General features: G+C 70.5%; 19 protein-coding genes and 1 tRNA gene. 10 read left to right on the top strand and 10 right to left on the bottom strand.

Translation table 11 applies throughout. The features are described from left to right. Window positions 1–60: 60 nt before the first annotated feature. Window positions 61–1,188 carry a phosphoserine transaminase gene (gene serC / locus CITRI_RS0111650; RefSeq protein WP_010144998.1) on the bottom strand — a complete coding sequence of 376 codons (1,128 nt, stop codon included), beginning with the start codon at window positions 1,186–1,188 and terminating at the stop codon, window positions 61–63. A gap of 304 nt (window positions 1,189–1,492) precedes the next feature. On the opposite strand from serC, the gene CITRI_RS0111645 reads away from it, so the two are divergent. The 5 genes from CITRI_RS0111645 (at window position 1,493) to CITRI_RS0111625 (ending at window position 6,640) form a co-directional block, all read left to right on the top strand. Continuing rightward, a complete protein-coding gene (locus CITRI_RS0111645) occupies window positions 1,493–2,200 on the top strand; it encodes a metal-dependent transcriptional regulator (protein WP_010144997.1) in 708 nt (235 codons plus the stop codon). Window positions 2,201–2,560: 360 nt separating this feature from the next. After that, window positions 2,561–3,496 carry a C40 family peptidase gene (locus tag CITRI_RS0111640; RefSeq protein WP_010144996.1) on the top strand — a complete coding sequence of 312 codons (936 nt, stop codon included), beginning with the start codon at window positions 2,561–2,563 and terminating at the stop codon, window positions 3,494–3,496. A gap of 321 nt (window positions 3,497–3,817) precedes the next feature. Then, complete coding sequence (locus tag CITRI_RS0111635) at window positions 3,818–4,312, top strand: HNH endonuclease (RefSeq protein WP_010144995.1); 495 nt, start codon at window positions 3,818–3,820, stop codon at window positions 4,310–4,312. A gap of 40 nt (window positions 4,313–4,352) precedes the next feature. Beyond that, window positions 4,353–4,760, top strand: coding sequence for a hypothetical protein (locus tag CITRI_RS17530; protein ID WP_010144994.1), 408 nt, complete (start codon window positions 4,353–4,355; stop codon window positions 4,758–4,760). Then, window positions 4,757–6,640, top strand: coding sequence for an ABC transporter ATP-binding protein (locus CITRI_RS0111625; protein WP_010144993.1), 1,884 nt, complete (start codon window positions 4,757–4,759; stop codon window positions 6,638–6,640). Before CITRI_RS17530 ends, CITRI_RS0111625 begins: the two co-directional genes overlap by 4 nt. A gap of 36 nt (window positions 6,641–6,676) precedes the next feature. On the opposite strand, the gene CITRI_RS0111620 is transcribed toward CITRI_RS0111625, so the two are convergent. Genes CITRI_RS0111620 through CITRI_RS0111595 form a run of 7 tightly spaced genes read right to left on the bottom strand, consistent with a single transcriptional unit; the run spans window position 6,677 to window position 14,721 of the window. Continuing rightward, window positions 6,677–8,059 (bottom strand): LLM class flavin-dependent oxidoreductase, encoded by a 1,383-nt coding sequence (locus CITRI_RS0111620; protein WP_010144991.1) that lies wholly within the window; start codon window positions 8,057–8,059, stop codon window positions 6,677–6,679. Continuing rightward, window positions 8,056–9,309 (bottom strand): acyl-CoA dehydrogenase family protein, encoded by a 1,254-nt coding sequence (locus CITRI_RS0111615; protein ID WP_010144990.1) that lies wholly within the window; start codon window positions 9,307–9,309, stop codon window positions 8,056–8,058. The genes CITRI_RS0111620 and CITRI_RS0111615 overlap by 4 nt, the downstream gene beginning before the upstream one ends. Then, on the bottom strand, window positions 9,306–10,397 hold the full coding sequence (locus CITRI_RS20240) for an ABC transporter ATP-binding protein (protein WP_010144989.1): 1,092 nt from the start codon (window positions 10,395–10,397) through the stop codon (window positions 9,306–9,308). The genes CITRI_RS0111615 and CITRI_RS20240 overlap by 4 nt, the downstream gene beginning before the upstream one ends. Further along, window positions 10,391–11,047, bottom strand: a complete 657-nt coding sequence (locus tag CITRI_RS20235; RefSeq protein ID WP_010144988.1) for an ATP-binding cassette domain-containing protein — start codon at window positions 11,045–11,047, stop codon at window positions 10,391–10,393. The genes CITRI_RS20240 and CITRI_RS20235 overlap by 7 nt, the downstream gene beginning before the upstream one ends. Then, window positions 11,044–11,928 carry an ABC transporter permease gene (locus tag CITRI_RS0111605; RefSeq protein WP_010144987.1) on the bottom strand — a complete coding sequence of 295 codons (885 nt, stop codon included), beginning with the start codon at window positions 11,926–11,928 and terminating at the stop codon, window positions 11,044–11,046. Before CITRI_RS0111605 ends, CITRI_RS20235 begins: the two co-directional genes overlap by 4 nt. A 31-nt stretch (window positions 11,929–11,959) precedes the next feature. Further along, entirely contained in the window at window positions 11,960–12,979 is a 1,020-nt protein-coding gene (locus tag CITRI_RS0111600; protein ID WP_010144986.1) for an ABC transporter permease, read from the bottom strand. Next, complete coding sequence (locus CITRI_RS0111595) at window positions 12,976–14,721, bottom strand: ABC transporter substrate-binding protein (RefSeq protein ID WP_010144985.1); 1,746 nt, start codon at window positions 14,719–14,721, stop codon at window positions 12,976–12,978. The genes CITRI_RS0111600 and CITRI_RS0111595 overlap by 4 nt, the downstream gene beginning before the upstream one ends. A gap of 257 nt (window positions 14,722–14,978) precedes the next feature. Here CITRI_RS0111595 and CITRI_RS0111590 point away from each other — a divergent pair, with 257 nt between their 5' ends. Beyond that, window positions 14,979–16,661 (top strand): NAD(P)/FAD-dependent oxidoreductase, encoded by a 1,683-nt coding sequence (locus tag CITRI_RS0111590; protein WP_010144983.1) that lies wholly within the window; start codon window positions 14,979–14,981, stop codon window positions 16,659–16,661. Between the two features lie 5 nt (window positions 16,662–16,666). Further along, entirely contained in the window at window positions 16,667–17,470 is an 804-nt protein-coding gene (locus CITRI_RS17520; protein ID WP_010144982.1) for a carbon-nitrogen hydrolase family protein, read from the top strand. A 40-nt stretch (window positions 17,471–17,510) separates the two neighbouring features. Here CITRI_RS17520 and CITRI_RS0111580 read toward each other — a convergent pair. Further along, a tRNA-Arg gene (locus CITRI_RS0111580) sits at window positions 17,511–17,587 on the bottom strand. 103 nt (window positions 17,588–17,690) lie between these two features. Further along, a complete protein-coding gene (locus CITRI_RS17515) occupies window positions 17,691–18,413 on the bottom strand; it encodes a hypothetical protein (RefSeq protein WP_010144981.1) in 723 nt (240 codons plus the stop codon). Between the two features lie 105 nt (window positions 18,414–18,518). Between CITRI_RS17515 and CITRI_RS0111570 the strand changes: the two genes are divergently transcribed. From CITRI_RS0111570 to sucD, 3 genes are all read left to right on the top strand, one after another. Continuing rightward, window positions 18,519–21,020: a UvrD-helicase domain-containing protein gene (locus CITRI_RS0111570; protein WP_010144980.1), complete on the top strand. Its 2,502-nt coding sequence runs from the start codon at window positions 18,519–18,521 to the stop codon at window positions 21,018–21,020. A 233-nt stretch (window positions 21,021–21,253) separates the two neighbouring features. Then, window positions 21,254–22,429, top strand: a complete 1,176-nt coding sequence (gene sucC, locus CITRI_RS0111565; RefSeq protein WP_010144979.1) for an ADP-forming succinate--CoA ligase subunit beta — start codon at window positions 21,254–21,256, stop codon at window positions 22,427–22,429. Window positions 22,430–22,444: 15 nt separating this feature from the next. After that, window positions 22,445–23,380, top strand: a complete 936-nt coding sequence (gene sucD, locus CITRI_RS0111560) for a succinate--CoA ligase subunit alpha (RefSeq protein ID WP_010144978.1) — start codon at window positions 22,445–22,447, stop codon at window positions 23,378–23,380. Window positions 23,381–23,787: the final 407 nt, after the last annotated feature.

Here is a 23,787-nt window from a genome sequence, read left to right as displayed (position 1 = left end):
CACCCGGGTGCCCCGCCGTTCTCGTGCCGGTCGGTGGTCCTGCCGTGCCGGCCGCCAGCCTCAGCCCAGTCGCTCGACGACGTGGTCGATGCAGGCGAGCAGGGCCGTCACGTCGTCTGGCTCGATGGCCGCGAACGTCGCGATGCGCAGCTGGTTGCGGCCGAGCTTGCGGTAGGGCTCCACGTCCACCACGCCGTTGGTGCGCAGGATCGTGGCGACGGCGGCGGCATCGACGTCGTCGGAGAAGTCCACGGTGGTGATCACGGCGGAGCGGTCCTCCGGGCGGGTCACGAACGGCGTGGCGAAGGACGAGTCCGAGGCCCAGGTGTAGACCCGGTTGGACGAGTCGGACGTGCGGGCCGTGGCGAAGTCCAGGCCGCCGTTGTCGTTCATCCACCGCAGCTGGCTGTCCAGCATCACGAGCGTGGCCAGGGCCGGGGTGTTGTAGGTCTGGTTCTTCAGCGAGTTGTCCACCGCGGTCTTCAGGTCCAGGAAGTCCGGGATCCAGCGGCCCGAGGCCTTGACCTGTTCGACACGCTCCAGGGCCGCGGGGGAGAACAGGGCCAGCCACAGCCCGCCGTCGGAGGCGAAGTTCTTCTGCGGGGCGAAGTAGTAGGCATCGGCCTGGGACACGTCCACGGGCAGTCCGCCGGCCGCCGAGGTGGCATCGATCAGCACCAGGGCGTCCTCGTCCGTCCCGGCCACGCGCTGCACGGGGGCGGCCACGCCGGTGGAGGTCTCGTTCTGCGGCCACGCGTAGACGTCCACGCCGGCCTCGGCCCGCGGCTCCGGCCGTGTCCCGGGCTCCGCGGTGAGGATGGAGGAGGCCTCCAGGAACGGCGCCTTGTCCGTCGCCTTGGCGAACTTCGACCCGAACTCACCGAAGGACAGGTGCTGGGCACGGGACCGGACGAGGCCGAACGAGGCGGCGTCCCAGAACGCGGTGGACCCACCGACGCCGAGGATCACCTCGTAGCCCTCGGGGGCCGAGAACAGCTGCGTCAGGCCCTGGCGCACGCTGCCCACGAGGTTCTTCACCGGTGCCTGGCGATGGGACGTGCCCAGCAGCCTCGGTCCGGCGTCGACCAGGGCCTGGACCTGGTCCGGGCGGACCTTGGACGGTCCGGCGCCGAATCGTCCATCCCGGGGAAGCAGCTGCTGGGGAATGGTCACCTCGGGTGTGCTCATGCGATCTCCTGACTCGACGGTCGTCCCGGAACGGGGCGTGCGACCCGGGGACGGGCGGCGTTGCCGCCACGCCGGTCGCGACTCCCCATTCTCCCGCATCGGCCCCGGACCTCGGGATTCATGTCAGGCCCGGGCGTGGTCCCCGTCAGCCCGTGCACCACCCTGTCGACGGGGCCGACCGGTGATCCCGGGTGATCCCCGCCGTGGCTAGGATGGTTGGTGCGGTCCCGTGTGCGGGCCCGGCCTGACTCCCCGGCCGGGCGGTCACCCATGGACCATAGGGACCTGGAGAGGAAAGTCAGAAGTGACGGATCTGATCGACACCACGGAGATGTACCTCCGCACCATCCTCGAGCTCGAGGAGGAGGGTATCGTGCCGCTGCGGGCACGCATCGCCGAACGGTTGGAGCACTCTGGGCCGACCGTCTCCCAGACCGTGGCGCGGATGGAACGCGACGGCCTGGTGCATGTCAGCACCGACCGGCACCTCGAACTCACCGAGGGAGGCCGTGCCAAGGCCGTGCAGGTGATGCGCAAGCACCGCCTGGCTGAGCGACTGCTGTCGGACGTCATCGGGCTGGACTGGGCGTACGTCCACGAGGAGGCCTGTCGCTGGGAGCACGTGATGAGCGAGAAGGTCGAGCTGCGCCTGCTGGAACTGCTGGACCATCCCGTCGACTCCCCGTACGGCAACCCGATCCCGGGACTCGACCAGCTCCATGCGCCCATGAGCGGTGCCCGTTCAGCCCTGGAGCACGGGGTGGCACTGTCGGTGGCCGCCGGCGCTCCGGGCCGGTACACGGTGGTCCGCCTCACCGAGGCCATCCAGACCGATCCTGAACTGCTCTCGGAGCTCGCCCTGGCCGGCGTCCGCCCCGGGCAGGACATCGAGATCGCACCGCGTGACGGCTACATCACGGTGCGCGCCGCGGACGCCGCGGAGGGCGGGGTCGCCCTCGAGGTCTCGCAGGATGCGGCCGCCCACATCCGCGTGGAGCGCAGCCTCCCCTGACCGGGCTCCCGGGAGGCGGGAAGGCGTCCCGGTGTAGGTCACGGCACCATCACGTGGCGCGCTCGGTCGCGACGTGGGATAAATCACTTTGTCACCATTTTTGGCGGCCGTCTCCCCATCGGACTAGGCGCTTCCTGGAGATTGCCGGGGCGGGGCCCTGAGTTATCCACAGTCCGTCGTGACCTGAGTGTGACATTGGTAAACGTTTCATATACCTTGGAGCCCGGCCCTTCGGCGGGATTCCCGAGGAAGAGCCGGCCGGTGTCTTGCCAATCCCCCCGCAGCCCGGTGCCCTTTCAGCAGTCGTCCATCATGGCGGGGGCGGGTCAGGCCCGGCGGCACGTGAGAGAGGTATATCCCGTGTCGAAGCGCAGCTCCGTTGCACGTCACCGCGCCACCCCGGCCACCAGCAACCCGCTCGAGGCCATCTCCAAGGCAGTGTCCGCCAACGCCGGCACCGTCGGCCGCCAGGCGGCCGTCGTGGCGGCAGCCTCCGGCTTGGTCCTGACCATCGGCATGCCGGCCCAGGGCGCCGACACGGCCGTCCGCGCCACCACCAGCATCCCGGCCCCGGGCCTGGACATCGAGCGCGCCGCGTCCGTCGCCGCCGTCAACGTCACCGCCGCCAAGGACGTCAAGGTCGAGCTGAACCGCGCTCCCGTCGCCTCCAAGCCCGCCCCGGAGCCCGAGCCCGAGCCGGAGCCCGTCGTCGAGGCCCCCGCCCCGCAGCCCGCCGCCGCAGAGGCCCCCGCCGCCGCGACCACCACCCGGTCCGCCGAGCCCACCACCCGTTCCGCTCCGGCCGAGCGCCCGGCCCAGGCCGAGCGCTCCACCGAGCGCACCGTCGAGCGCGCCTCGCGGACCGAGCAGTCCACCCCGCGGACGACCACCACGCAGTCCGCCCCGAAGCCCGCCGCCAAGCCGGCCCCGAAGCCGGCAGCGGAGCGTGGCGGCCTCAGCGGCGTCGTGGCCGCCGCCTACTCCGGCGTGGGCGTGCCCTACGTCTACGGAGGCAAGACCACCGCCGGCTGGGACTGCTCCGGCTTCACGGCCTGGGCCTACCGCCAGGCCGGGATCACCATCCCGTCCTCCACCTCCGCGATCCGTGGCTCCGGCCTGTTCGTGCCCACCTCGAACCCGAAGCCGGGCGACCTGGTGTTCCAGAACGGTGGAGGCCACGTCGGCATCTACGTCGGCAACGGCCAGATGATCGGTGCCCAGAACCCGTCCGTCGGCACCTTCCAGCACCCGGTGACCCGCAACCCGCTGTACGGCTACTACACCTACGTCGGCTGACCACCGACCACCTGCCCCGGCCACCGGCCGGGTGACGACTGCTACGAGGGCCCCTCCGGACACGGAGGGGCCCTCGGTCGTTCCCGGCATCCCGGGTGGGTGCTCGTCAGCGACCGTGCGGACGCGTGAACGCGGCATGACGGGTCCGTGAACACTGCCCGGGACACGCCCGGCGTCGGGAGCCGCGGTCCCGCGCCCGGGGGAGCGGCGCGTATCCTGAACCTGATCGCCCCCGATACACTCCGCAGACGCCGGATGGCCGGGTCGGTACCCGGCAGGCGATCCGGCGCCCGCGGCACCCCCGAGCCGCGAGGTCATCCCATGCGCACTCTGGTCCTGAACGCCGGCTACGAGCCGCTGTCCGTCGTCAGCTATCGCCGTGCCATCCTGCTGGTGGGAACCGGGAAGGCGAGCGTGCTCGCCGACGGCGGGGACCCCGTCGTCGGGCCGACCTGTACGGTGATGCGCCCGGCCGTGATCCTGCTGAACCGCTACATCCGGATCCCGCACGCGGACACCGCCGCCGTCTCCCGCCGCGGCGTCCTGCGCCGGGACGGGCACCAGTGCGGGTACTGCGGACGCTCCGCCACCACGGTGGACCACATCCACCCGCGGTCCCGCGGGGGTGAGGACTCCTGGGAGAACCTGGTGGCGTGCTGCCTGAAGTGCAACAACGCCAAGGGCGACCGCACCCTGGCGCAGATGGGCTGGACCCTGCGGGTCACCCCCGCCCGCCCGCGGGGACCGCAGTGGCGGATCCGGGAACTGGAGCGCCCGGCGGAGCAGTGGACCGACTTCCTGGCCGCCGTCGCCTGATCCCGGGAGCCCGGCGCGGGCGCCGACCTAGACTGGTGCGGTGCCCCAGAACGTTCCCGCCCCGTCCCCGCAGGCCTCCGCCCCGCAGTATCCGGCGGGCTGGCCGGAGCGGTTGATGGCCGCCCTCGAGCTCTCGGGCGTCAGCCCGGACACCGCCCGGCTCTCCCGGGCCGCGCGGATCGCCGCGGCGGCCTCGGGTCAGGACGACGACGCCGCGGCCACGGCGTTCATCGCCGGCTACGCGGCGGGACTGGCCGAGGGCTCGGGACAGGCCGGATTCGACCGCGCCCACGCCGCCTCGCTGCGCGCGATCGAGCGGCTCCTCGCGGCGGAGGTCACCGCCCCGTCCGCGCATCCCCCGCGCGGGCGGGCCCCGGCCGGCGCGACCGACGCGACGGCGGCCGGCGCCCCCGGTGGGACGGCCGAGGACCAGGAGCCCAGGCCATGAGCATGGAACGGGCCGCGTGGATGACGATGTACCGGATGAGCCGCGGCGCGGACCAGGCCGGCAGGGGACTGCGGCCGGGCACCGTACGGCGCACCCTGGACTTCGTCCGCCGGTACAAGGGCAAGCTGCTGTTCTACCTCGTGCTCTCCGTCGTCGGGGCCTTCCTGGGGGTGGCCTCGCCCATCCTCGCCGGGGACGTGGTGGACGCGATCGTCGGCGGGGGGACGTCCGCGCTCATCATCCGGCTGGCGCTGCTGATCGCCCTGGTGGCCGTGCTCGACGCGATCCTGGGCGTGGTGACCCGGTGGCTGTCCTCCGACCTGGGGGAGCGCATCATCTACGACCTGCGCACCGCGGTGTTCGACCACGTGCAGACCATGCCGATCGCCTTCTTCATGCGCACCCGCACCGGTGCCCTGGTCTCCCGGCTCAACAACGACGTCATCGGCGCCCAGACGGCGATCTCCCGCACCCTGTCCGGGGTGGTGATGAACGTGGTCTCCCTGGTGCTGACCCTCATCGTCATGCTGACGACCTCCTGGCAGGTCACGCTGGTCTCCCTGGTGCTGCTGCCGCTGTTCCTGATCCCGGCGCGCTTCATGGGCGGCAAGATCGCCGAACTGAGCCGCAGCCAGGCCCAGTCCAACGCGACCATGGGCGACCAGATGACCGAGCGGTTCTCCGCGGCCGGGGCCACCCTCGTCAAGCTCTTCGGCAGTCCCGCGCGGGAGTCGGCCGAGTTCGCCTCCCGGGCCGACAGGGTCCGGGCGGTCGGCGTGGGCATCTCGGTGCGCCAGTCCGTGTTCATGACCGCACTGACCCTCGTCTCCGCGCTCGCCCTCTCGGCGGTCTACGGCATCGGCGGGCTGCAGGCCCTGGCCGGGACGCTCGAGGCCGGGGACGTCGTCACGCTGGCCCTGCTGCTGACCCGGCTCTACGCCCCCCTGACCGGCCTGGCCAGCGCCCGCGTGGAGATCATGGGTGCCCTCGTCTCCTTCGACCGGGTCTTCGAGGTGCTGGACCTGGAACCGTTGATCCGCGAGCGGCCGGACGCGCGGGCCATCCCGGACGGCCCGGTCACCCTCGAGGTGCAGGACGTGCGGTTCTCCTATCCCAGCGCGGACCAGGTCTCGCTGGCCTCGCTCGAGGAGGTGGCCGTGCTGGACCGCCGGGGCGGGGCCGAGGTGCTGCACGGGATCTCCTTCACGGTGCAGCCGGGGCAGACCTACGCCCTGGTCGGCACCTCGGGCGCGGGCAAGTCCACCATCGCCTCGCTGCTGGCCCGGCTCTACGACGTCGGCTCCGGTTCGGTCCGCTACAACGGCCTGGACGTCCGGGACACCACCTTCGCCTCCCTGCAGGAGACGGTGGGCATGGTCACCCAGGACGGGCACCTGTTCCACGACACGATCCGCGGGAACCTGACCCTGGCCCGGCCCGAGGCCACCGAGGAGGAGGTGTGGGAGGCGATCGACCGCGCCCGCCTGCGGGACGTGGTCGAGGGCCTGCCGGACCGGCTGGACACCGTGGTGGGGGAGCGGGGTTACCGGCTCTCCGGGGGAGAGCGGCAGCGGATGACGATCGCCCGACTGCTGCTGGCCGCACCGCGCGTCGTCCTGCTGGACGAGGCGACGGCCGCCCTGGACTCCACGTCGGAGAAGGCCGTCCAGGCCGCCCTGGCAGAGGCTCTGGAAGGCCGCACCGCCGTCGTGATCGCGCACCGGCTCTCCACCATCCGCTCCGCCGACCGCATCCTGGTGGTCGAGGACGGGCACGTGGTGGAGGAGGGGCCGCACGCGGACCTGCTGGCCCGCGGGGGCCGCTACGCCGAGCTGTACCGGACCCAGTTCGACGATCCCGTGGCCGGCGCCGGTGGCTGACCCGCCGGGGCGGCCGGCCAGGGGCCGACGGCCTCGTCAGGTCGCTGCCGTGGCCGGGGTGAAGGCCCCGCGGTAGCGGGCTCCCGGGTGGTTGTCCGGCAGCCGGTCCCGGCCGAAGACCTTGTGCCGCAGCGTGCCCTCGGTGTACCCGGTCTTGGCCAGTCCGCGGCGCTGGAGCACGGGCAACAGCTTCTCGTTGAACTCCTCATAGGTGCCGGGCAGCCGCCAGTTGATGAGGTTGATCCCGTCCACGCCGGCCTCGCGCCAGACCTGCAGTTGGTCCGCGATCTGCTCCGGCGTCCCCGCGGCGTAACCCCGGCGGATCCGGCCGTTGGCCAGGTCGGCGAGGGTGGGCTCCCGCTCGGGGGTCGCACGGCGCAACCACTCCACGTGGGCCTGCCCGCCGTTGTTCGGGATGTCGACCAGGCGGGTCTCGTCGGGCAGCCTGGTGCCGTCCGGGAGGATCCCCAGAGAGGCGTGCGTGAGGAACCCGGTCACCGAGGCGTAGTCGAGGTAGTCCTGCTCCTTGGCCCTCACATCCGACTCGTCGTCCCCGATGACCAAGGACAGGCCCTGGAAGAACTTCACGTCCTGCGGATCCCTGCCCGCCTCGGCGACCGCCGCCCGCACGCGCCGGATGTGGTCCCGCGCCACCTGGGGGGTCGGCGTGACGATGAACTGGCACTCGGCGTGCCGGGCGGCGAACCGGATGCCGCGCTCGGAACCGCCGGCCTGGAACAGCAGCGGGGTGCGCTGGGGCGAGGGTGAGGGTAAGTGCGGGCCCTCGACGGAGTAACGAGGACCCTCATGGAAGATCTTGTGGATCAGGGCCGGGTCGGCGAAGCGGCCACCCTCCTTGTCCTGCAGCAGGGCCCCCTCGTCCCAGGAACCCTCCCAGAGCTTGTAGACCACGTCCAGGTATTCATCGGCCCAGTCATAGCGGGCGTCGTGTTCGACCAGGGCGGGCAGGCCGTAGTTCCGGGCCGCGTTCTCCTGCGTGGAGGTCACGATGTTCCACGCCACCCGGCCACCGGAGAGGTGGTCCAGGGTGGACAGCTGCCGGGCGAAGTTGAACGGGTGGTTCTGCATCACGTTCGAGGTGGTGGCGAGGCCGATGTGCTTCGTGACCACGGCCAGGGCGCCCAGCAGCACGGTCGGGTCATTCGAGGGGATCTGCAGCCCCTCATGGACGTTGTCCACGTACTGGCCGCCGGCTGGGCCGTAGAGGCCCGAGACATCGGCGAAGAACATGGCGTCGAACAGTCCGTCCTCAAGGGTCCGTGCCAGGTCCAGCCACAGGTGCAGGTCATTGAACTCGGACTGGCGGGCCTCGGGATGACGCCATTGCCCGTGCTGGATGTGGGAGCCAGTGTTCATCAGGAAGGCGTTGAACAGCAGGGGGACGGAAGGCAGGCTCATGGGGTCGTCTCCTGAACTCGGTGGGACTGGTGTGGGGTGGCGGAACCGATGTAGACCGGGGCGATCACTGCATCACCGGTCAGCCGCTGCTGGCCGACCTCCCGGGCCCGATACGCCAGGGGATTGTGGCTGCCGAGTACCCGGGCGTTGCGCCAGTGCCGGTCCAGCCGGCGGGACTCGGTCGTGGCCGAGGCGCCGCCCACCTCGAAGAGCTGGGTGGCGACGGCGAGCACCTGCTCGATGATGACGATCTGGGCCTCAGAGGTCACCGTGTCCAGTTCGGCCTGGTCGTCCGCGGTGAGCTCTCCGCGTTCGGACCGCGCCACGGCACCGTCCAGCCGGCGGGCAGCGGAATCGAAGGCGGACTCCACTGCGAAGACCGTTGCCGAGATACGTCCGACGGTCTCCTGAACCAGGGGATCGCGCTGGGGTTCGTCGCCCACCCCGTGGGCATAGGCCCTCGTGCGATTGCGGACGAACTCCACGGCATCGCGGCGGACCGCACGACCGATTCCGGTCAGGGCGGCCAGCAGCACCATCTGGACGAACGAGGTGAGGGTGCCGTAGCCCTCCTGCGCTCCGACGGCCGCGATGTTCTGCGGATCCACCGCGACGTCGAGCAACCGAGTGGTGCCCGATGCCGTGAGGCGCTGTCCGAAGCCGTCCCAGTCGTCGACGAGCTCGACGCCGCGATCCCCACGGTGAACGGTCACCCTCCGGGTCTCCCCGGTGGGAAGGTCGGCCGTGACCTGGATCCAGTCTGCGTAGAGGCTTCCCGTGCTGTAGTACTTGGTCCCGTTCAGGATCCACCCTCCATCGCGCTGCTCCAACCGTGTCTCATTCGTCCGGGGGCGATTGCCCCGTTCAGTGGTGGCATTGCCGAACACCTCACCGGCTACGATGCGTGGGAACCACCGCTCCTGCGCGGCGGGGCCGGCGGCTCGGAAGTTCTCCACCGCGGTGAAGTGGGCCCTCAGGGCCTGCACCAGGTTCGGGTCGGCTTCCCCCAACCGTGCCAACAGGTGGAAGGTGTCCGCGAGGGAGGCACCCAGGCCGTGGTGTTCGGTCGGGACCCGCAGTGCCGTGAACCCGGACTCGGCGAGGCGACGGACGGCGTCGTGGGCCAGCTCGCGGTCGGACTCACGCCGCACGGACCCGGCTGCGATCTCGTCGAGGACGGGCCGGAAACGGTCCAGGAGTTCCTCGATACCGGGTGCGGATCGCTGCGTGGTGGGGGTGGTGATGGTCACGGTCGGGCTCCTGCCTCGACGGTGGGTGTGTGTCGGGTCGAACCCGTGGCCAGACGGGGTGCGGCGGCCAGCAAGGACTGCGTGTAGGGATGGGTGGGATCGGTGAAGACCTCCTGCGCCCGGCCGGCTTCCACGACCCTGCCCTGGCGTAACACCAGGATCTCGTCACTGACGTGTTGGATGACCCCGAGGTCGTGGGAGATGAACAGGTAGCTCAGCGTGAATTCACGCTGCAGCTCGTCCAGCAGGTCCAGCACCTGGGCCTGGATGGAGACATCGAGGGCGGAGACCGGCTCGTCGCAGACGATCAGCTCGGGGCCCGAGGCCAGGGCCCGGGCGATGGCGATGCGCTGGCGCTGGCCGCCGGACAGGCTCAGTGGACGCCGTCGCAGGTGGGCCGATCCGAGTCCGACCGCCTCCAGGAGTTCCACGACTTCATCCTGGCGATCGGACCGGCTGAGGGCGCCCCCGTCGATCAGGGCATCGGCGAGGACCTGTTCCACCGTCCACTGCGGGTCGAAGGACCCGAGTGGATCCTGGTAGACCGAGGCCATGCGGCGACGGTCGGGTCGGCGCTGTTGCTCGCTCAGGGCGCTCCAGTCGCCACCGCGGAACCGGACCGCGCCGGCGTCGGGTGGGGTGAGACCGAGGACCATCCGCGCCACCGTGCTCTTGCCGGAGCCGGACTCACCCACGATGCCGAGCGTGGAGCCGCGGTTCAGGGAGAAGGACACATCCGCCACGGCGACCCGTTCGCTGCGGTCCGGGTTTCGGTAGACCTTTCGCAGGTCCGTGCCGACCAGCAGCGGCTCGGTCGCAGGCCCCCGGCCCGCAACGTCACGGTCGTCCCGCTGCCGGGACTCGATCAGGCGGTGCTGACGGGCCGAGATGGAGACCGGTTGTTCGGACAGCGTGGTGCCGCGCGGCCGGTCCGTCGGGACGGCCCGCAACAGCCGCTTCGTGTACTCGTGAGCCGGGCTGCCCAGAACCTCGGCGCTGGGTCCCGTCTCGACGATACTGCCGGACTGCATGACGGCGATGCGGTCGGCGAGCTGGCCGACGACGGCCAGGTCGTGGCTGATCAGCAACAGGCCCGTCCCCGTTCCTTGAGCCCGGCCAGCAGGTCGAGGATCTGCTGCTGCACGGTGACGTCCAGTGCGGTGGTGGGTTCATCGGCAATGAGCAGGGGCGGGTCCAGGGCCACGGCGGCGGCGATCAGGGCGCGCTGGCGCAGCCCACCGGACAGCTCCCCGGAGCGTTGCCGGACGCGCTGCTCCGGTTCCGGGATCCCGACGTCGGCCAGCAGCCTCAGCACGCGCTCCTGCCGTTGCCGTCTGGTCAGGTTCGTGTGCAACCGCAGGCTGTCATCGATCTCGCGTCCGATCGGCCGCAACGGATCGAGGGAGACCAGGGCGTCCTGCAGGACGTAGCCGACCTTTGCGCCGCGGACCCCGCGCCAGGCCCTGGCGGTGTTGCCACGCTGGTCCTGCCCGCCGAGCTCCAGGGCGTCGGCGGTGACGATGGCCTGGCCGCCGGTCAGCCCGATGAGGGTGCGGGCGGTGACGGACTTCCCGGAGCCGGACTCACCGACCACGGCAAGGCATTCACCGGGGTGGATCTCCAGGTCCACCCCGCGCACGGTCGGGACCGCGTGGTGGCGTTCGCCGAAGGCAACGGAGAGGTTCCGGATGCGGGCCGCCGGTTCGGGACCGGTGGCGGAGGCGGGCTGCTGGGTCATGACATCTCCTTGAGCTTCTGCTGGAGGCTGTGGCCGAGGACGGTGGTGGCGGTGGCGCTGAGCACGATGAAGAGGCCCGGGAAGAGGGTGATCCACCAGGCGATGGACATGTAGCCGCGACCAGCCGAGAGCATGGCACCCCACTCCGGGGCCGGCGGGGTGGCGCCGAGACCGAGGAAGCTCAGGGAGGAGGCCCAGACGATGGCCTGTCCGACGCCGAGGGTGGCCAGGATGAACAGGGGAGCCGCCACGTTGGGAAGGACGTGCCGCCGGATGATGAACCAGCGGGAGCGGCCCTGGACGATGGAGGCCTCCACGTAGCCGGACTGCTTGACCGCCCGCACCTGGGACCGGATCATCCGGGCGTAGCCTGGAGCGGTGGAGAGTCCGACGGCCAGCGTGGTGGTGACCACGCCGGGGCCCAGGATCGTGATGACGAGCAGCGCCAGCAGCAGGTTCGGGAAAGCGAAGAGGACCTCCAGGACCCTGTTCACGCCGAAGTCCACTGCCCTCGATCCCCAGCCGGCCATCGCGCCGAGGAGGAGGCCGAGGCCTACGCCGATGACGGTGGCCAGCAGACCGATGGACAGTGAGTCGCGGGATCCGTGGATCACTCGGGTGAACACGTCCCGGCCGGACTCGTCCGTGCCGAACCAGTGCTGGAGCGAGGGGGCGGCGAATGCGTTGGCCGGTTCCATGGCCAGTGGATCACCGGGGGCCAACAGGGCAGGGGCGATGGCCGCCACCGCCAGCACGGTGACCACGGTGGCTGGGATGGCGACTGCGGGGCCGAATCGCCGTCGGCGGGGACCGCGGGGTGGATGAGGGGTGGGGGAGGTGACCGGGGCGGAGGCCTCGGTGACCGGGAAGGTCTGTGTCATGGCTACCTCGGGGGAGTCGGAGAGGAGACGCTCATGCGTCGCGGAGGCGGGGATCGGCGAGGCGTTCGGCGAGGTCGCTGAGCAGCGTGACGACGACGTAGACAGCGGCGATCAGCAGCACGACCCCGAGGACCACCGGGACGTCCCGGACGGTGACGGCCTCGAGCAGCGTGCGACCGAGGCCGGGGCGGGCGAAGACCGTCTCGACCACCACGGCGCCGCTGATCAGGGAACCGAAGGCCCACCCGGAGAGGTTGATGCCGGGCAGGGCGGCGTGTCGCAGTGCGTGGCGCAGGCTCACGCCGGTCTCGGCCTCGCCGCGAGCGCGGGCGGACAGGGCGAAGGGAGAGTGCATGGCGGTGAGCATGGATTCGCGCATGGACTGGCCGAGGAAGCCGGCCAGCGGCACGGCCAGGGTCACGACCGGCAGGATGAGGCCCTCGACCCCGGGCGCTCCCGAGGTGGCGGGGAGCAGCTGCAGGTTCACGCTGAACACCAGGATCAGGATGGTGCCCAGCCAGAAGTGCGGGACGGCGGCCGAGACGATCTCCAGCACGCTCGCGACGACCGCCGCGGTGCGCCCCGGACGGGTGGACCAGAGGGCCAGCCCCAGCGCGAGCGCCCAGGCCAGCGCGAGGGCGAGGGCGGCGAGCAGCAGGGTGTTGCCGACCTGCTCGCCGAGGACCTGGGCCACGGGCTGGCGCAGCTGGTAGGACTGGCCGAGGTCACCCCGCAGCAGTCCGGCCAGGAAGGCCGCGTACTGGACGAGGACCGGCTGGTCCAGGCCGTACAGTTCCCGGGTCTGCTGGCGGACCTCCTCGGTGGCGTTGTTGCCGGGGCCGCCGAGGAGTGCGTCCACCGGGTCCCCGGGAACCAGCCGCAGCGCGAAGAAGGCGATGGTGGCCACGGACCAGAGGACGAAGGCCGCACCGACGACGCGGCTCAGGGCCCAACGTGCCGTGGTGGTGGCCCCGGAGTTGCGGGCCGGTCGGCCGGACTGGGTGGGACCGGTGGCCGTGGCGGGGGAGCGGGCGGGCAGCGTGGTGGTCATGAGCGGTCCAACCAGGTGTCGTAGAAGGTGGGCATGCCGAGGGGCGAGATCAGCTGGAGGCCCTCGACGTCGGAACGGAACCCGAGGCGCGTCTGCTGGTCGAAGATCGGCAGGTTGAGGTACTGGGAGTGCAGGACGTCCTGGGCCCCGACGTAGGAGTCGTGGCGTTCCTGTTCATCCGCGGTCACGGACCCGGTGTCCAGGAGCTGGTCGATCCGCTCGGCCTCTGGCCCCTGAAGGCCGTTGTTGTTGGCGTGGTATCCGCCTTCGATGACCGAGGGGATGTTGTCCCTGTGGTGGGTGAGGTTCAGTACCGCCGGGGAGTTCTTCGTGTAGTACATCGGTGCCAGGTCGTAGTCCCAGGCGTAGCGGCGTTCGTTGAAGGTCGATGTCTCCTCCTGGCTGATCAACAACTCGAAGCCGACCGCCTTGGCGCTGGCCTGGAACTGCTCGAGCACCGAGACCGGGACGAGCACGGACTCGGTCTGCAGTACGGTGGCCGAGAGCCGCCGACCGTTCTTGGTGCGGTAGCCCGCCGCGTCCCGTCCGGTCCAACCGGCCTCGTCCAGGAGCCGGTTCGCCTTCTCCACGTCCGTCGCGAAGACCTCCGGCTGTTGGTGGTTGTACTTCGTGATGGAGCTGAGCACGGAGTCGGAACGGTCCACCGTGCCGAGGAAGATGCTCTTCAACGCCGCGTCCACGTCCACGGAGCGGATCAGGGCCTCGCGGACCCGGAGGTCCGCGAAGGGTTCGCGCCTGGTGTTGAAGGTCAGGTTCACCACGTGGCCGGGACGAGAGCCGATCAGGGTGTCGAGTGCCGGGTCGGCGTCCGCGGCGATGGCGTCCTGGGGCTGGATGACGTCGATGACGTCGACCTCACCGGCCTGCAACGCGGAGAAGCGGTTGGCGTGGTCCGGCAGGAAGCGCCAGACGATCCGGTCCAGGTAGGCGGGTCCGGAATGCCCGGCCGTGGGGGCGGGCGTGTGGTAGTCCTCGTTGCGCACCAGCACGATCTCGCGCTGCTTGGTCCAGCTGTGGACAGTGAATGGCCCGGTGCCGACGGGGGCCAGGCAGTTCTGCTCCATGCCGCGGGCCAGGGCCTTCTGGGACTGGATGGGTACCCACACCTGGGCAAAGTGCTCCAGCAACGCATTGTCCGGTTCGGACAGGTGCAACCGGGCGGTGAACTCGTCCACCAGCTCCACGGACTCGACCTTCTCCACGGCGAGGATGCCGGTGCTGGAGAGGGTCTTCGGGTCCTTGATGTACTCGACGTTCTTCTGGATGGTCTCGGCATTGAGCTGCTGGCCGTCCGTGAAGCTCACGTCGTCGCGGACGGTGATGTCCAGGGCCAGCCGGTCGCTGGACCACTTCCAGGACTCGGCAAGCCAGGGGCCGATCTCTCCGTCCTCGTCCTGGTGGAACAGGGGTTCCAGGTACTGGGTCGAGACCAGCGCTTGGGGGACGTTGCCCGAGACGATCGGGTCCAGGCACGCCGGTTCCACGTCACCGGTGGCATAGGTCAGGGTGCCCCCGCGCCGCGGTTCACCCGCGGGGTCTGCGGTTCCGGTGGCCGGCCCGCCGCAGGCGGTCAGGGCCAGGGCGGCGGCGGTGAGGAGTCCGGCGGCGGCCGGGGCACCCGGGCGAGGGAGCCGGCGTCGTGGTCCGGAAGGGGTGATTGCGGATGGGGTGCGCAGGCCCGGGACGGTTGTCCCGGGATACGCCGGCTGGCGATTTTCCACTGGTTCTCCTGTGCGTGATGGAGGCGGTGGGACCTGTCTATCGGCGGGTTGGACCGGGGACCAAGGGGGGAGTCATCCACGGTGGCTTTCCTGTCGCGCGGCGTCACGCAGGTCATCTGGCGCTTCCAGGCCGAGTCCTCACGGTCACATCGCGTCATCCGGGACGCACCTGACTTGTGCTTCCCGCGGCTGGGTGGTGACCTGCCCCGGCCGTCCGGGGGGTGGGCACGTGGCGATGGAGGCCATAGTCTCCTGACGTGAGCATTTTCACGCCGTCCGAGAAGGACACCTCGCCGCTGCCCGTCACCATGTTCGGGCCCGACTTCCCATTCGCCTACGACGAGTGGCTGGACCATCCGGCGGGCCTCGGCGCCCTGCCGCAGGCGGTCCTGGGACGTGAGGTGGCGATCATCGGGGCGGGACTGTCGGGCATGGTCGCCGCCTACGAGCTGATGAACCTGGGGCTCAAGCCGGTGATCTACGAGCCGACCAGGATCGGTGGCCGGTTGCGCACCCACCGCTTCGACGGTGCTGAGGGGGTGGTGGCGGAACTGGGGGGGATGCGCTTCCCCACCTCGGGTAGCACCTTCTTCCACTATGCCGACCTCCTGGGCCTGGAACACCGGCCCTTCCCGAACCCGCTGACACCCGCCGCGGGAAGCACGGTCATCGACATCGGCGGTGAGACCTTCTACGGGCAGACCCTGGCCGATCTCCCGGAGACCTTCACCAGGATCTCCGACGCCTGGGACGCCGCGCTGGAGGAGATCGGGTACACCGAGATGCAGGAGGCCATCCGGCATCGCGACGTCCCCCGGCTCAAGAAGTCCTGGGACGCCCTCGTGGCGGACTGGGACGACCGGACGTTCTATGACTTCATCGCCCGGTCGAAGGCCTTCGGGCCCCTGTCCTTCCGGGACCGGGAACTGTTCGGCGTGGTGGGGTTCGGCACGGGGGGATGGGACTCGGACTTCCCGAATTCCATGCTGGAGATCCTGCGGGTGGTCCTCACCAACTGCGACGCCGACCAGCGTCTCATCGTGGGCGGCGTCGACCAGCTGCCCCGCGGGCTGTGGGAGTTGCCGGTCCGCCCCGGCGGGCCCTGGCCCAGCGGGACCACGCTGTCCTCCCTCCACCACGGGGCCACTCTGGCCGCCGCCTCGGCCATCGGGAAGGACGACGACGGCCGGTTCTGCGTGCGGGACCGGTGGGGCACCACGCGCCGGCACCACGCCGTGGTCGCGACGTGCCACAGCTGGCTGCTGACCACGGAGGTCGACTGCGACGAGAGCCTGTTCTCGCAGGACCTGTGGATGGCGCTGGACCGGACGCGGTACATGCAGTCGACGAAGACGTTCGTCATGGTCGACGAGCCGTTCTGGCTGCGCACGGACCCGGAGACCGGTCGCCAGCAGATGAGCATGACGCTCACCGACCGGCTGACGCGGGGCACCTACCTCTTCGACGACGGTCCCGATCGTCCGGCCGCGATCTGCCTGTCCTACTCGTGGATGTCGGACTCCCTGAAGATGCTTCCGCACGCCGTGGACCGCCGGGTCGACCTCGCGCTGAACTCGCTGTCGAAGATCTATCCCACCGTGGACATCCGCGGTCACATCGTGGGCGAGCCCGTGACGGTGTCCTGGGAGGACGACCCGTTCTTCCTGGGCGCGTTCAAGGGGGCCCTGCCCGGGCACTACCGCTACAACCACAGGATGTACACCCACTTCGTGCAGCGGGACCTGCCGGAGAGCCAGCGCGGGATCTTCCTGGCCGGTGACGACGTCTCCTTCACCCCCGCCTGGGCGGAAGGCGCGGTGCAGACCGGGCTGAACGCGGTCTGGGGTGTCATGGACTACTTCGGCGGTTCCTGTGCCGGGGACAATCCCGGCCCGGGGGACCTCTTCGACGAGATCGCGCCCGTCGCGCTGGCGGACTGAGCACCGTGCGCGTCGCCGTCTGGCAGTGCGAGCCGCATCCGCTCGACGTGGAGGGGAACCTCCTGCGGCTACAGGACGCCCTGGGCCGGGCGTCGGAACAAGGTGCCGACGTCCTGGTGGTCCCGGAGATGTTCACCACCGGGTACGACATCCCCCGCCGGGACACGCATCGGCTGGCCGAGCCGTGCGGGGGTCCGACCGCCCAGCGGATCGCCGAGCTGACCGTGCGCACCGGGGTGGCCGTGGCCTACGGCTATCCCGAACGGGACACCGACGGCACCGTGTACAACTCCGCCCAGCTGGTCTCGGACGGCAGGACGGTCCTGCGGCACCGGAAGATGCACCTGTTCGAGGACCTGGACCGGAGCCGCTTCACCCCCGGGAACGCACCGCCCGCGGTGGCGGACCTCCGGGGGCGCCGGGTCGCCCTGCTCATCTGCTACGACGTGGAATTCCCGGAGGCCGTCCGGGCGGCGGCGCTGCGGGGTGCACAGGTCGTCCTGGTCCCGACGGCGAACATGGCCGGTTACGAGATCGTGTCCCGGACCCTGGTCCCCGCCCGGGCCTACGAGAACGGGGTCCAGATCGCCTATGCCAACTACTGCGGGAGCGAGGGCGACCAGGACTATGCGGGGCTCAGCGTGATCTGCGGCCCCGGCGGCGCCGTGGACGCCCTCCCGGCGGCGGGTGAGGACCTGCTCGTGGCGGAGCTTCGGGACGTCGAGGGCGTGCCGCCGTACCTGGCCGACCGCCGGGCGGACCTCTTCGGGCCGGGCGATCCCGGCGACCCTCGGACCACACCGTCCTGAGGCCTGCTGCGGGGCGCCGACGGGCGGCGGAGGAGAGGACTGGTGCCCCCGACCGGAATCGAACCGATGGCCTACCCTTTAGGAGAGGGTCGCTCTATCCTACTGAGCTACGGGGGCTACAGGGCCCGGACGCCCGCTCGCACGCGCGAGGGCGTCCGGGCCCACTCGGACATCCTACGCGGTCCCCGGCGGCCCGTGCGTCACCTCCGGGAACCGTGGGTCATCTCCGCCGCGGCTGGCGGGTGAGCGCCCCGGTGCGTTCCCGGGCCGCGCGACGGAACCGGCCCGCGAGCATCAGCACGATCCACGCCGTGATGGCCACCAGCAGCACCCAGCGCGCCGTGGTGAACGCGGAGGCCAGGGCCGCGCCTTCGCCCCCGGCCCGCAGCACCGACTCGATGAGCATGTTCTCCACGATGTCCACCACCGCGAACAGCGCACCGGCGGCGTAGGACACCCAGCGACCCCAGCCGCCGGGCAGGCACCAGGCGGCCACGGCGGCCACGGACAGGCCCACCGCGATGGGGAAGATGACCCCGGCCGTCTTGTGCACCCAGTTCAGCTGCCCGTGGGCCGGCTCGTCCATGGCGGCGTCCAGCTCGGCGAGGTAGGCGGAGTCGTAGAGGAACTGCTGGTCCGGCATGGGCAGCCCGCCGGACAGCTGCGCCATCTGCGGCAGCACCAGCACGTGCAGGTAGAAGAACATGAACAGGGTGGTGCCCAGCAGGGCGGCCACCAGCATTCCCGGGCTGCCCTCCTTCTGGCCGGAGGCCTCCAGGTCCTGGCGGGCCTGGGCCACCGAGGGGCGGGGGTGCCGGACGGGACCGGCGTCCGACGCGGGGGCACCGCCCCTGACCTCGCCCTGCCACGGTGCGCCGGACGGGGGACCGGACCGGCCGGTACCGGGCCTGTTCTGCCGCTTCTTGCTCTTCTTCTGGGACACGTGAACCTCCAGCCTCCCATTATCCCGCCTGCGGGACGGGCCGGAGGACCGGGGCTGTGGACGGCCCCTGAGGGCGTCCCGGCCCTCGGTAGAATGGACGCCACCATGTCCCAGGATTTCCAGACCGCCCTGCCGGGCCTGTTCGCCGCCCGCCCCGCCGACCCGTTCTCCGAGGAACCGGAGTTCGGCCTCGCCTCCACCGCCGGGGCCCACCGCGCGCCCGGTGCGGACGAACTGCTCGAGGGGCTGAACGAGCAGCAGAAGCGCGCCGTGGAGCACACCGGTTCGCCGCTGCTGATCGTGGCCGGAGCCGGCTCGGGCAAGACCCGCGTGCTCACGCACCGGATCGCCTACGCCCTGGCCACCGGCCGGGCCCGCCCGCACGAGGTCCTGGCGATCACCTTCACGAACAAGGCCGCCGCGGAGATGCGCGAGCGGATCAGCACGCTGATCGGTCCGGCGGCGCAGAAGATGTGGATCTCCACCTTCCACTCCTCCTGCGTGCGGATCCTGCGCCGGGAGGCCACCACGGTCGGATTGAAGTCCAACTTCTCCATCTACGACTCCGCCGACTCCCTGCGGCTGGTCACCTCGATCGCCAAGGCACACGACCTGGACCCCAAGCGGTTCGCGCCCAAGGCGATCCTGAACAGGATCAGCGCCCTGAAGAACGAGCTCGTGGACTGCGAGGACCACGCGGCCACCGTCGGCACCTCCGAGCCCTTCGCCCAGGCGGTGTCCGCCGTCTACACCGAGTACACCGCACGGTTGCGCCAGGCCAACGCCATGGACTTCGACGACCTGATCGGCATGACGGTCAACATGCTCGAGGCGTTCCCGGGGGTGCTGGACAACTACCGCCGGCGCTTCCGGCACGTGCTGGTGGACGAGTACCAGGACACCAACCACGCCCAGTACCGCCTGGTGCGGTTGCTCACCGGGCCCGCGGGGGAGCCGGAGGGCGTGGAGACCGCCGGCGGCGAGCTCACCGTGGTCGGGGACTCGGACCAGTCCATCTACGCCTTCCGCGGTGCGGACATCCGCAACATCGTGGAGTTCGAGCAGGACTACCCCGAGGCCGAGACCATCAAGCTGGAGCAGAACTACCGCTCCACCCAGACGATCCTGGACGCCGCCAACGCGGTGATCTCGAAGAACCCCCAGCGCCGGCCCAAGAACCTGTGGACCGCCGAGGGGTCGGGGGAGAAGATCGTCGGCTACGCCGCCGAGAACGAGTCGGCCGAGGCGGAGTGGATCGCCACGACGATCGACCGGCTCCAGGACGAGGAGGGCATCCGCCCGGCGGACGTCGCGGTCTTCTACCGCACCAACGCCCAGTCCCGTTCCCTCGAGGAGCGCCTGGTCACGAAGGGCATCCCGTACCGGGTGGTGGGCGGCACGCGGTTCTACGACCGCAAGGAGATCAAGGACGCCCTGGCCTACCTGCGCGTGCTGGACAACCCCGATGACGACGTCAACCTGCGCCGGATCCTCAACGAGCCCAAGCGCGGGATCGGCGACCGCGCCGAGGGGGCGGTGGCGGCGCTGCAGGGCCGCAACCGCTCGACCTTCTTCGAGGCGCTGCGCCAGGCGGACCAGGCCCCGGCCATGGCCACCCGCTCCCTCAAGGCCGTCAACGGCTTCGTGCAGATGATGGACGACCTCGCCCAGGTGGCGGCCACGTCCGGTGCGGCCACCGTGCTCGAGGCCGTCCTGGAGCAGACGGGCATGCTCGAGGCGCTGCGTTCCTCCGAGGACCTGCAGGACGAGTCCCGCGCGGACAACCTCGGCGAGCTGGTGGCGGTGGTCCGCGAGTTCGAGAAGACCAACCCCGGGGGCACCCTGGGGGACTTCCTGGAACAGGTGGCGCTCGTGGCGGACGCGGACCAGCTGCCGGACGCCCCGGACACCGAGGGCGCCGCCCTGGCCGACCAGCTGGGCCAGGTCACCCTGATGACCCTGCACACCGCCAAGGGACTGGAGTTCCCGGTGGTGTTCCTGACCGGCATGGAGCACGGCGTCTTCCCGCACTCGCGGTCCATGACGGACGAGAAGGAACTGGCCGAGGAACGCCGGCTCGCCTACGTGGGCCTGACCCGCGCCCGACGCCGGCTCTTCGTCTCCCGCGCCGAGGCCCGGTCCCTGTGGGGCCAGCACCAGTTCAACCCGCCCAGCCAGTTCCTGGAGGAGATCCCGGAGACGCTGCTGGTCTGGGAACGGGAGGGGTCGACCCGTCCCGCGGGCTTCGGCGGCGGTTTCGGCGGCGGCTCGATCGGCGGCCACGGTGGTTCTCGCTATCCCCAGCGGTTCTCCGGTTCCCACTGGGGTGCCGGGTCCGCGTCCAACCGGCCGGCCCGCGCGTCGGGAGCCTATGCGGAGGACGCCGAGCTGACGGTGCCGAACCGCGGTGCCAAGCCCACCCGGGTCCAGCCCAACAAGGAGATCGTGACCCTGGCGCCGGGGGACGCCGTGGACCACGGCACCTTCGGTCGCGGCACCGTGCTGGCGCTGGCGGGCGCGGGGGACAAGACCGTCGCCACCGTCGACTTCGCCGGAACCGAGAAGCGGCTGCTGCTGCGCTATGCCCCGCTGACCCGGGTGGACTGAGGTCCCCACGGGACCCTGCCGGCCGGAATGGACGGCCACGGTGTGGCGTGGACTAAGGTAAGGGTTGGAATGCCCGGGGTTTCCCGGACTTCCGGCCGGCTTCCGCCGAGCCGGACACGCATCACCCGATGTCAGGGGTCGGATGACCTTTTCAGGATCGGGTGCTGCCGTGCCCAGATGCCGCCCGCGGAATCCGTGCCGTCCCCGTTTTCGACGTAGAAGGACTCCAACCCGTGGACCTGTATGAATACCAGGCGCGCGATCTGTTCGAGGCACACGGCGTTCCCGTGCTGGCCGGCATCGTGGCGCAGACCCCGGAAGAGGCCAAGGCGGCCGCTGAGAAGATCGGCGGCGTGACTGTCGTCAAGGCGCAGGTGAAGGTCGGTGGCCGCGGCAAGGCCGGCGGCGTGAAGGTCGCCAAGACCGCCGACGAGGCCTTCGAGCACGCCAAGGCCATCCTGGGCATGGACATCAAGGGCCATACCGTCCACCAGGTCATGATCGCCCAGGGCGCGGACATCGCGGAGGAGTACTACTTCTCCGTGCTGCTGGATCGCTCCAACCGCACCTACCTGGCGATGTGCTCGGTCGAGGGCGGCATGGAGATCGAGCAGCTCGCCGAGGAACGCCCCGAGGCCCTGGCCAAGGTGCCCGTCTCCGCGCTGACCGGCATCGACGCCGCGACCGCGGACAAGATCGTGGCCGAGGCCGGCTTCCCCGAGGAGCTGCGCGGCAAGGTCGCCGAGGTCCTCGTCAAGCTGTGGGACGTCTTCGAGAAGGAGGACGCGACCCTGGTGGAGGTCAACCCGCTGGTCAAGACCGGCGCCGGTGACATCGTGGCCCTGGACGGCAAGGTCACCCTGGACGACAACGCCGAGTTCCGCCAGGAGGGCCACGGCGCCCTGGTGGACGAGCGCACCGAGGACCCGCTGGAGGCCAAGGCCAAGGCCAACGACCTCAACTACGTCAAGCTCGACGGCGAGGTCGGCATCATCGGCAACGGCGCGGGCCTGGTCATGTCCACCCTGGACGTCGTGGCCTACGCCGGTGAGAACCACGGCGGCGTCAAGCCCGCCAACTTCCTGGACATCGGCGGTGGCGCCTCCGCCGAGGTCATGGCCAACGGCCTGGACGTCATCCTCAACGACGAGCAGGTCAAGAGCGTGTTCGTGAACGTCTTCGGTGGCATCACCGCGTGTGACGCGGTCGCCAACGGCGTGGTCAAGGCCCTGGAGATCCTGGGCGACAAGGCGACCAAGCCGCTGGTCGTGCGCCTGGACGGCAACAACGTGGACGAGGGCCGCCGCATCCTGCGCGAGGCCGCCCACCCGCTGGTCACCCAGGCCACCTCCATGGACGAAGGCGCCGACAAGGCCGCCGAGCTCGCCAACGCCTCGGCACAGAAGTAAGGACGGACAGCACACATGTCGATCTACCTGAACAAGGATTCCAAGGTCATCGTCCAGGGCATCACCGGCGGCGAGGGCTCCAAGCACACCGCCCGGATGCTGCACGCCGGGACCAACATCGTCGGCGGCGTCAACGCCCGCAAGGCCGGCACCACCGTGACCCACAAGGACCAGCACGGTGCCGAGGTCGAGCTGCCCGTCTTCGGGTCCGTGGCCGAGGCCATGGAGGCCACCGGGGCGGACGTCTCCGTGATGTTCGTGCCCCCGAAGTTCGCCAAGGACGCCGCCATCGAGGCGATCGAGGCCGGCATCCCGCTGCTCGTGGTCATCACCGAGGGCATCCCGGTGCAGGACTCCGCCGAGTTCTTCGCCCTGTCCCAGGAGAAGACCGGTGCCGACGGCAAGCCGGTGACCCGGATCCTGGGCCCGAACTGCCCCGGCATCATCACGCCGGGTGAGTCCCTGGCCGGCATCACCCCGGCCAACATCACCGGCAAGGGCGGCGTCGGGCTGGTCTCCAAGTCCGGCACCCTGACCTACCAGATGATGTACGAACTGCGGGACCTGGGCTTCTCCACCGCCATCGGCATCGGCGGCGACCCGGTCATCGGCACCACCCACATCGACGCCCTCGAGGCGTTCGAGGCGGACCCGGACACCAAGGCGATCGTGATGATCGGCGAGATCGGCGGCGACGCCGAGGAGCGGGCCGCGGAGTTCATCAAGAACAACGTGACCAAGCCGGTCGTCGGCTACGTGGCGGGCTTCACCGCTCCGGAGGGCAAGACCATGGGTCACGCCGGCGCCATCGTCTCCGGCTCCTCCGGCACCGCGCAGGCCAAGAAGGAGGCCCTCGAGGCCGCGGGCGTGAAGGTCGGCAAGACCCCGTCCGAGACCGCGCACCTGCTGCGCGAGGTGTACCCGGAGCACGAGGAACTCTCCTCGCTCTGACCCGGACGCCGATGAGAACGGCCCCCTTCCGCACGCGGAAGGGGGCCGTTCTCATCGGGACCCGGCGGCGAGTGCCGTGGGGCCCCGACCCTGGCTTGGAGAACCGGACTCTACAGAGCCGAGACGATCCAGATGATCAGGGCGATCGCCAGCAAAATGCCGACAATGGTCCAGACGAGACTGCTACCACGCATGGTGTTCCTCCGTTCTCCGCGCTCTGCGGTTCGTCAATGATTATGGGCACAATCAACCCCCTCAGTTCAAGTTCGGCCGTGCTGCGAATCCCCAAGCGGCGGCGGGAATCCGGCCGGATCGGCGCCGTGCCGGGCGAGACGCGGTGCGAGGTCCGGCAACGGGAATACCACGGGAAACCGGATCCCGGATCCCGGGGTGTGCGGGGCGGACCC

It is taken from the genome of Citricoccus sp. CH26A, from assembly GCF_000224415.1.
GTDB lineage: Bacteria > Actinomycetota > Actinomycetes > Actinomycetales > Micrococcaceae > Citricoccus.
Note: the sequence above shows the minus strand (reverse complement) of the source record. Positions and strands in the feature narration are given on the sequence as shown.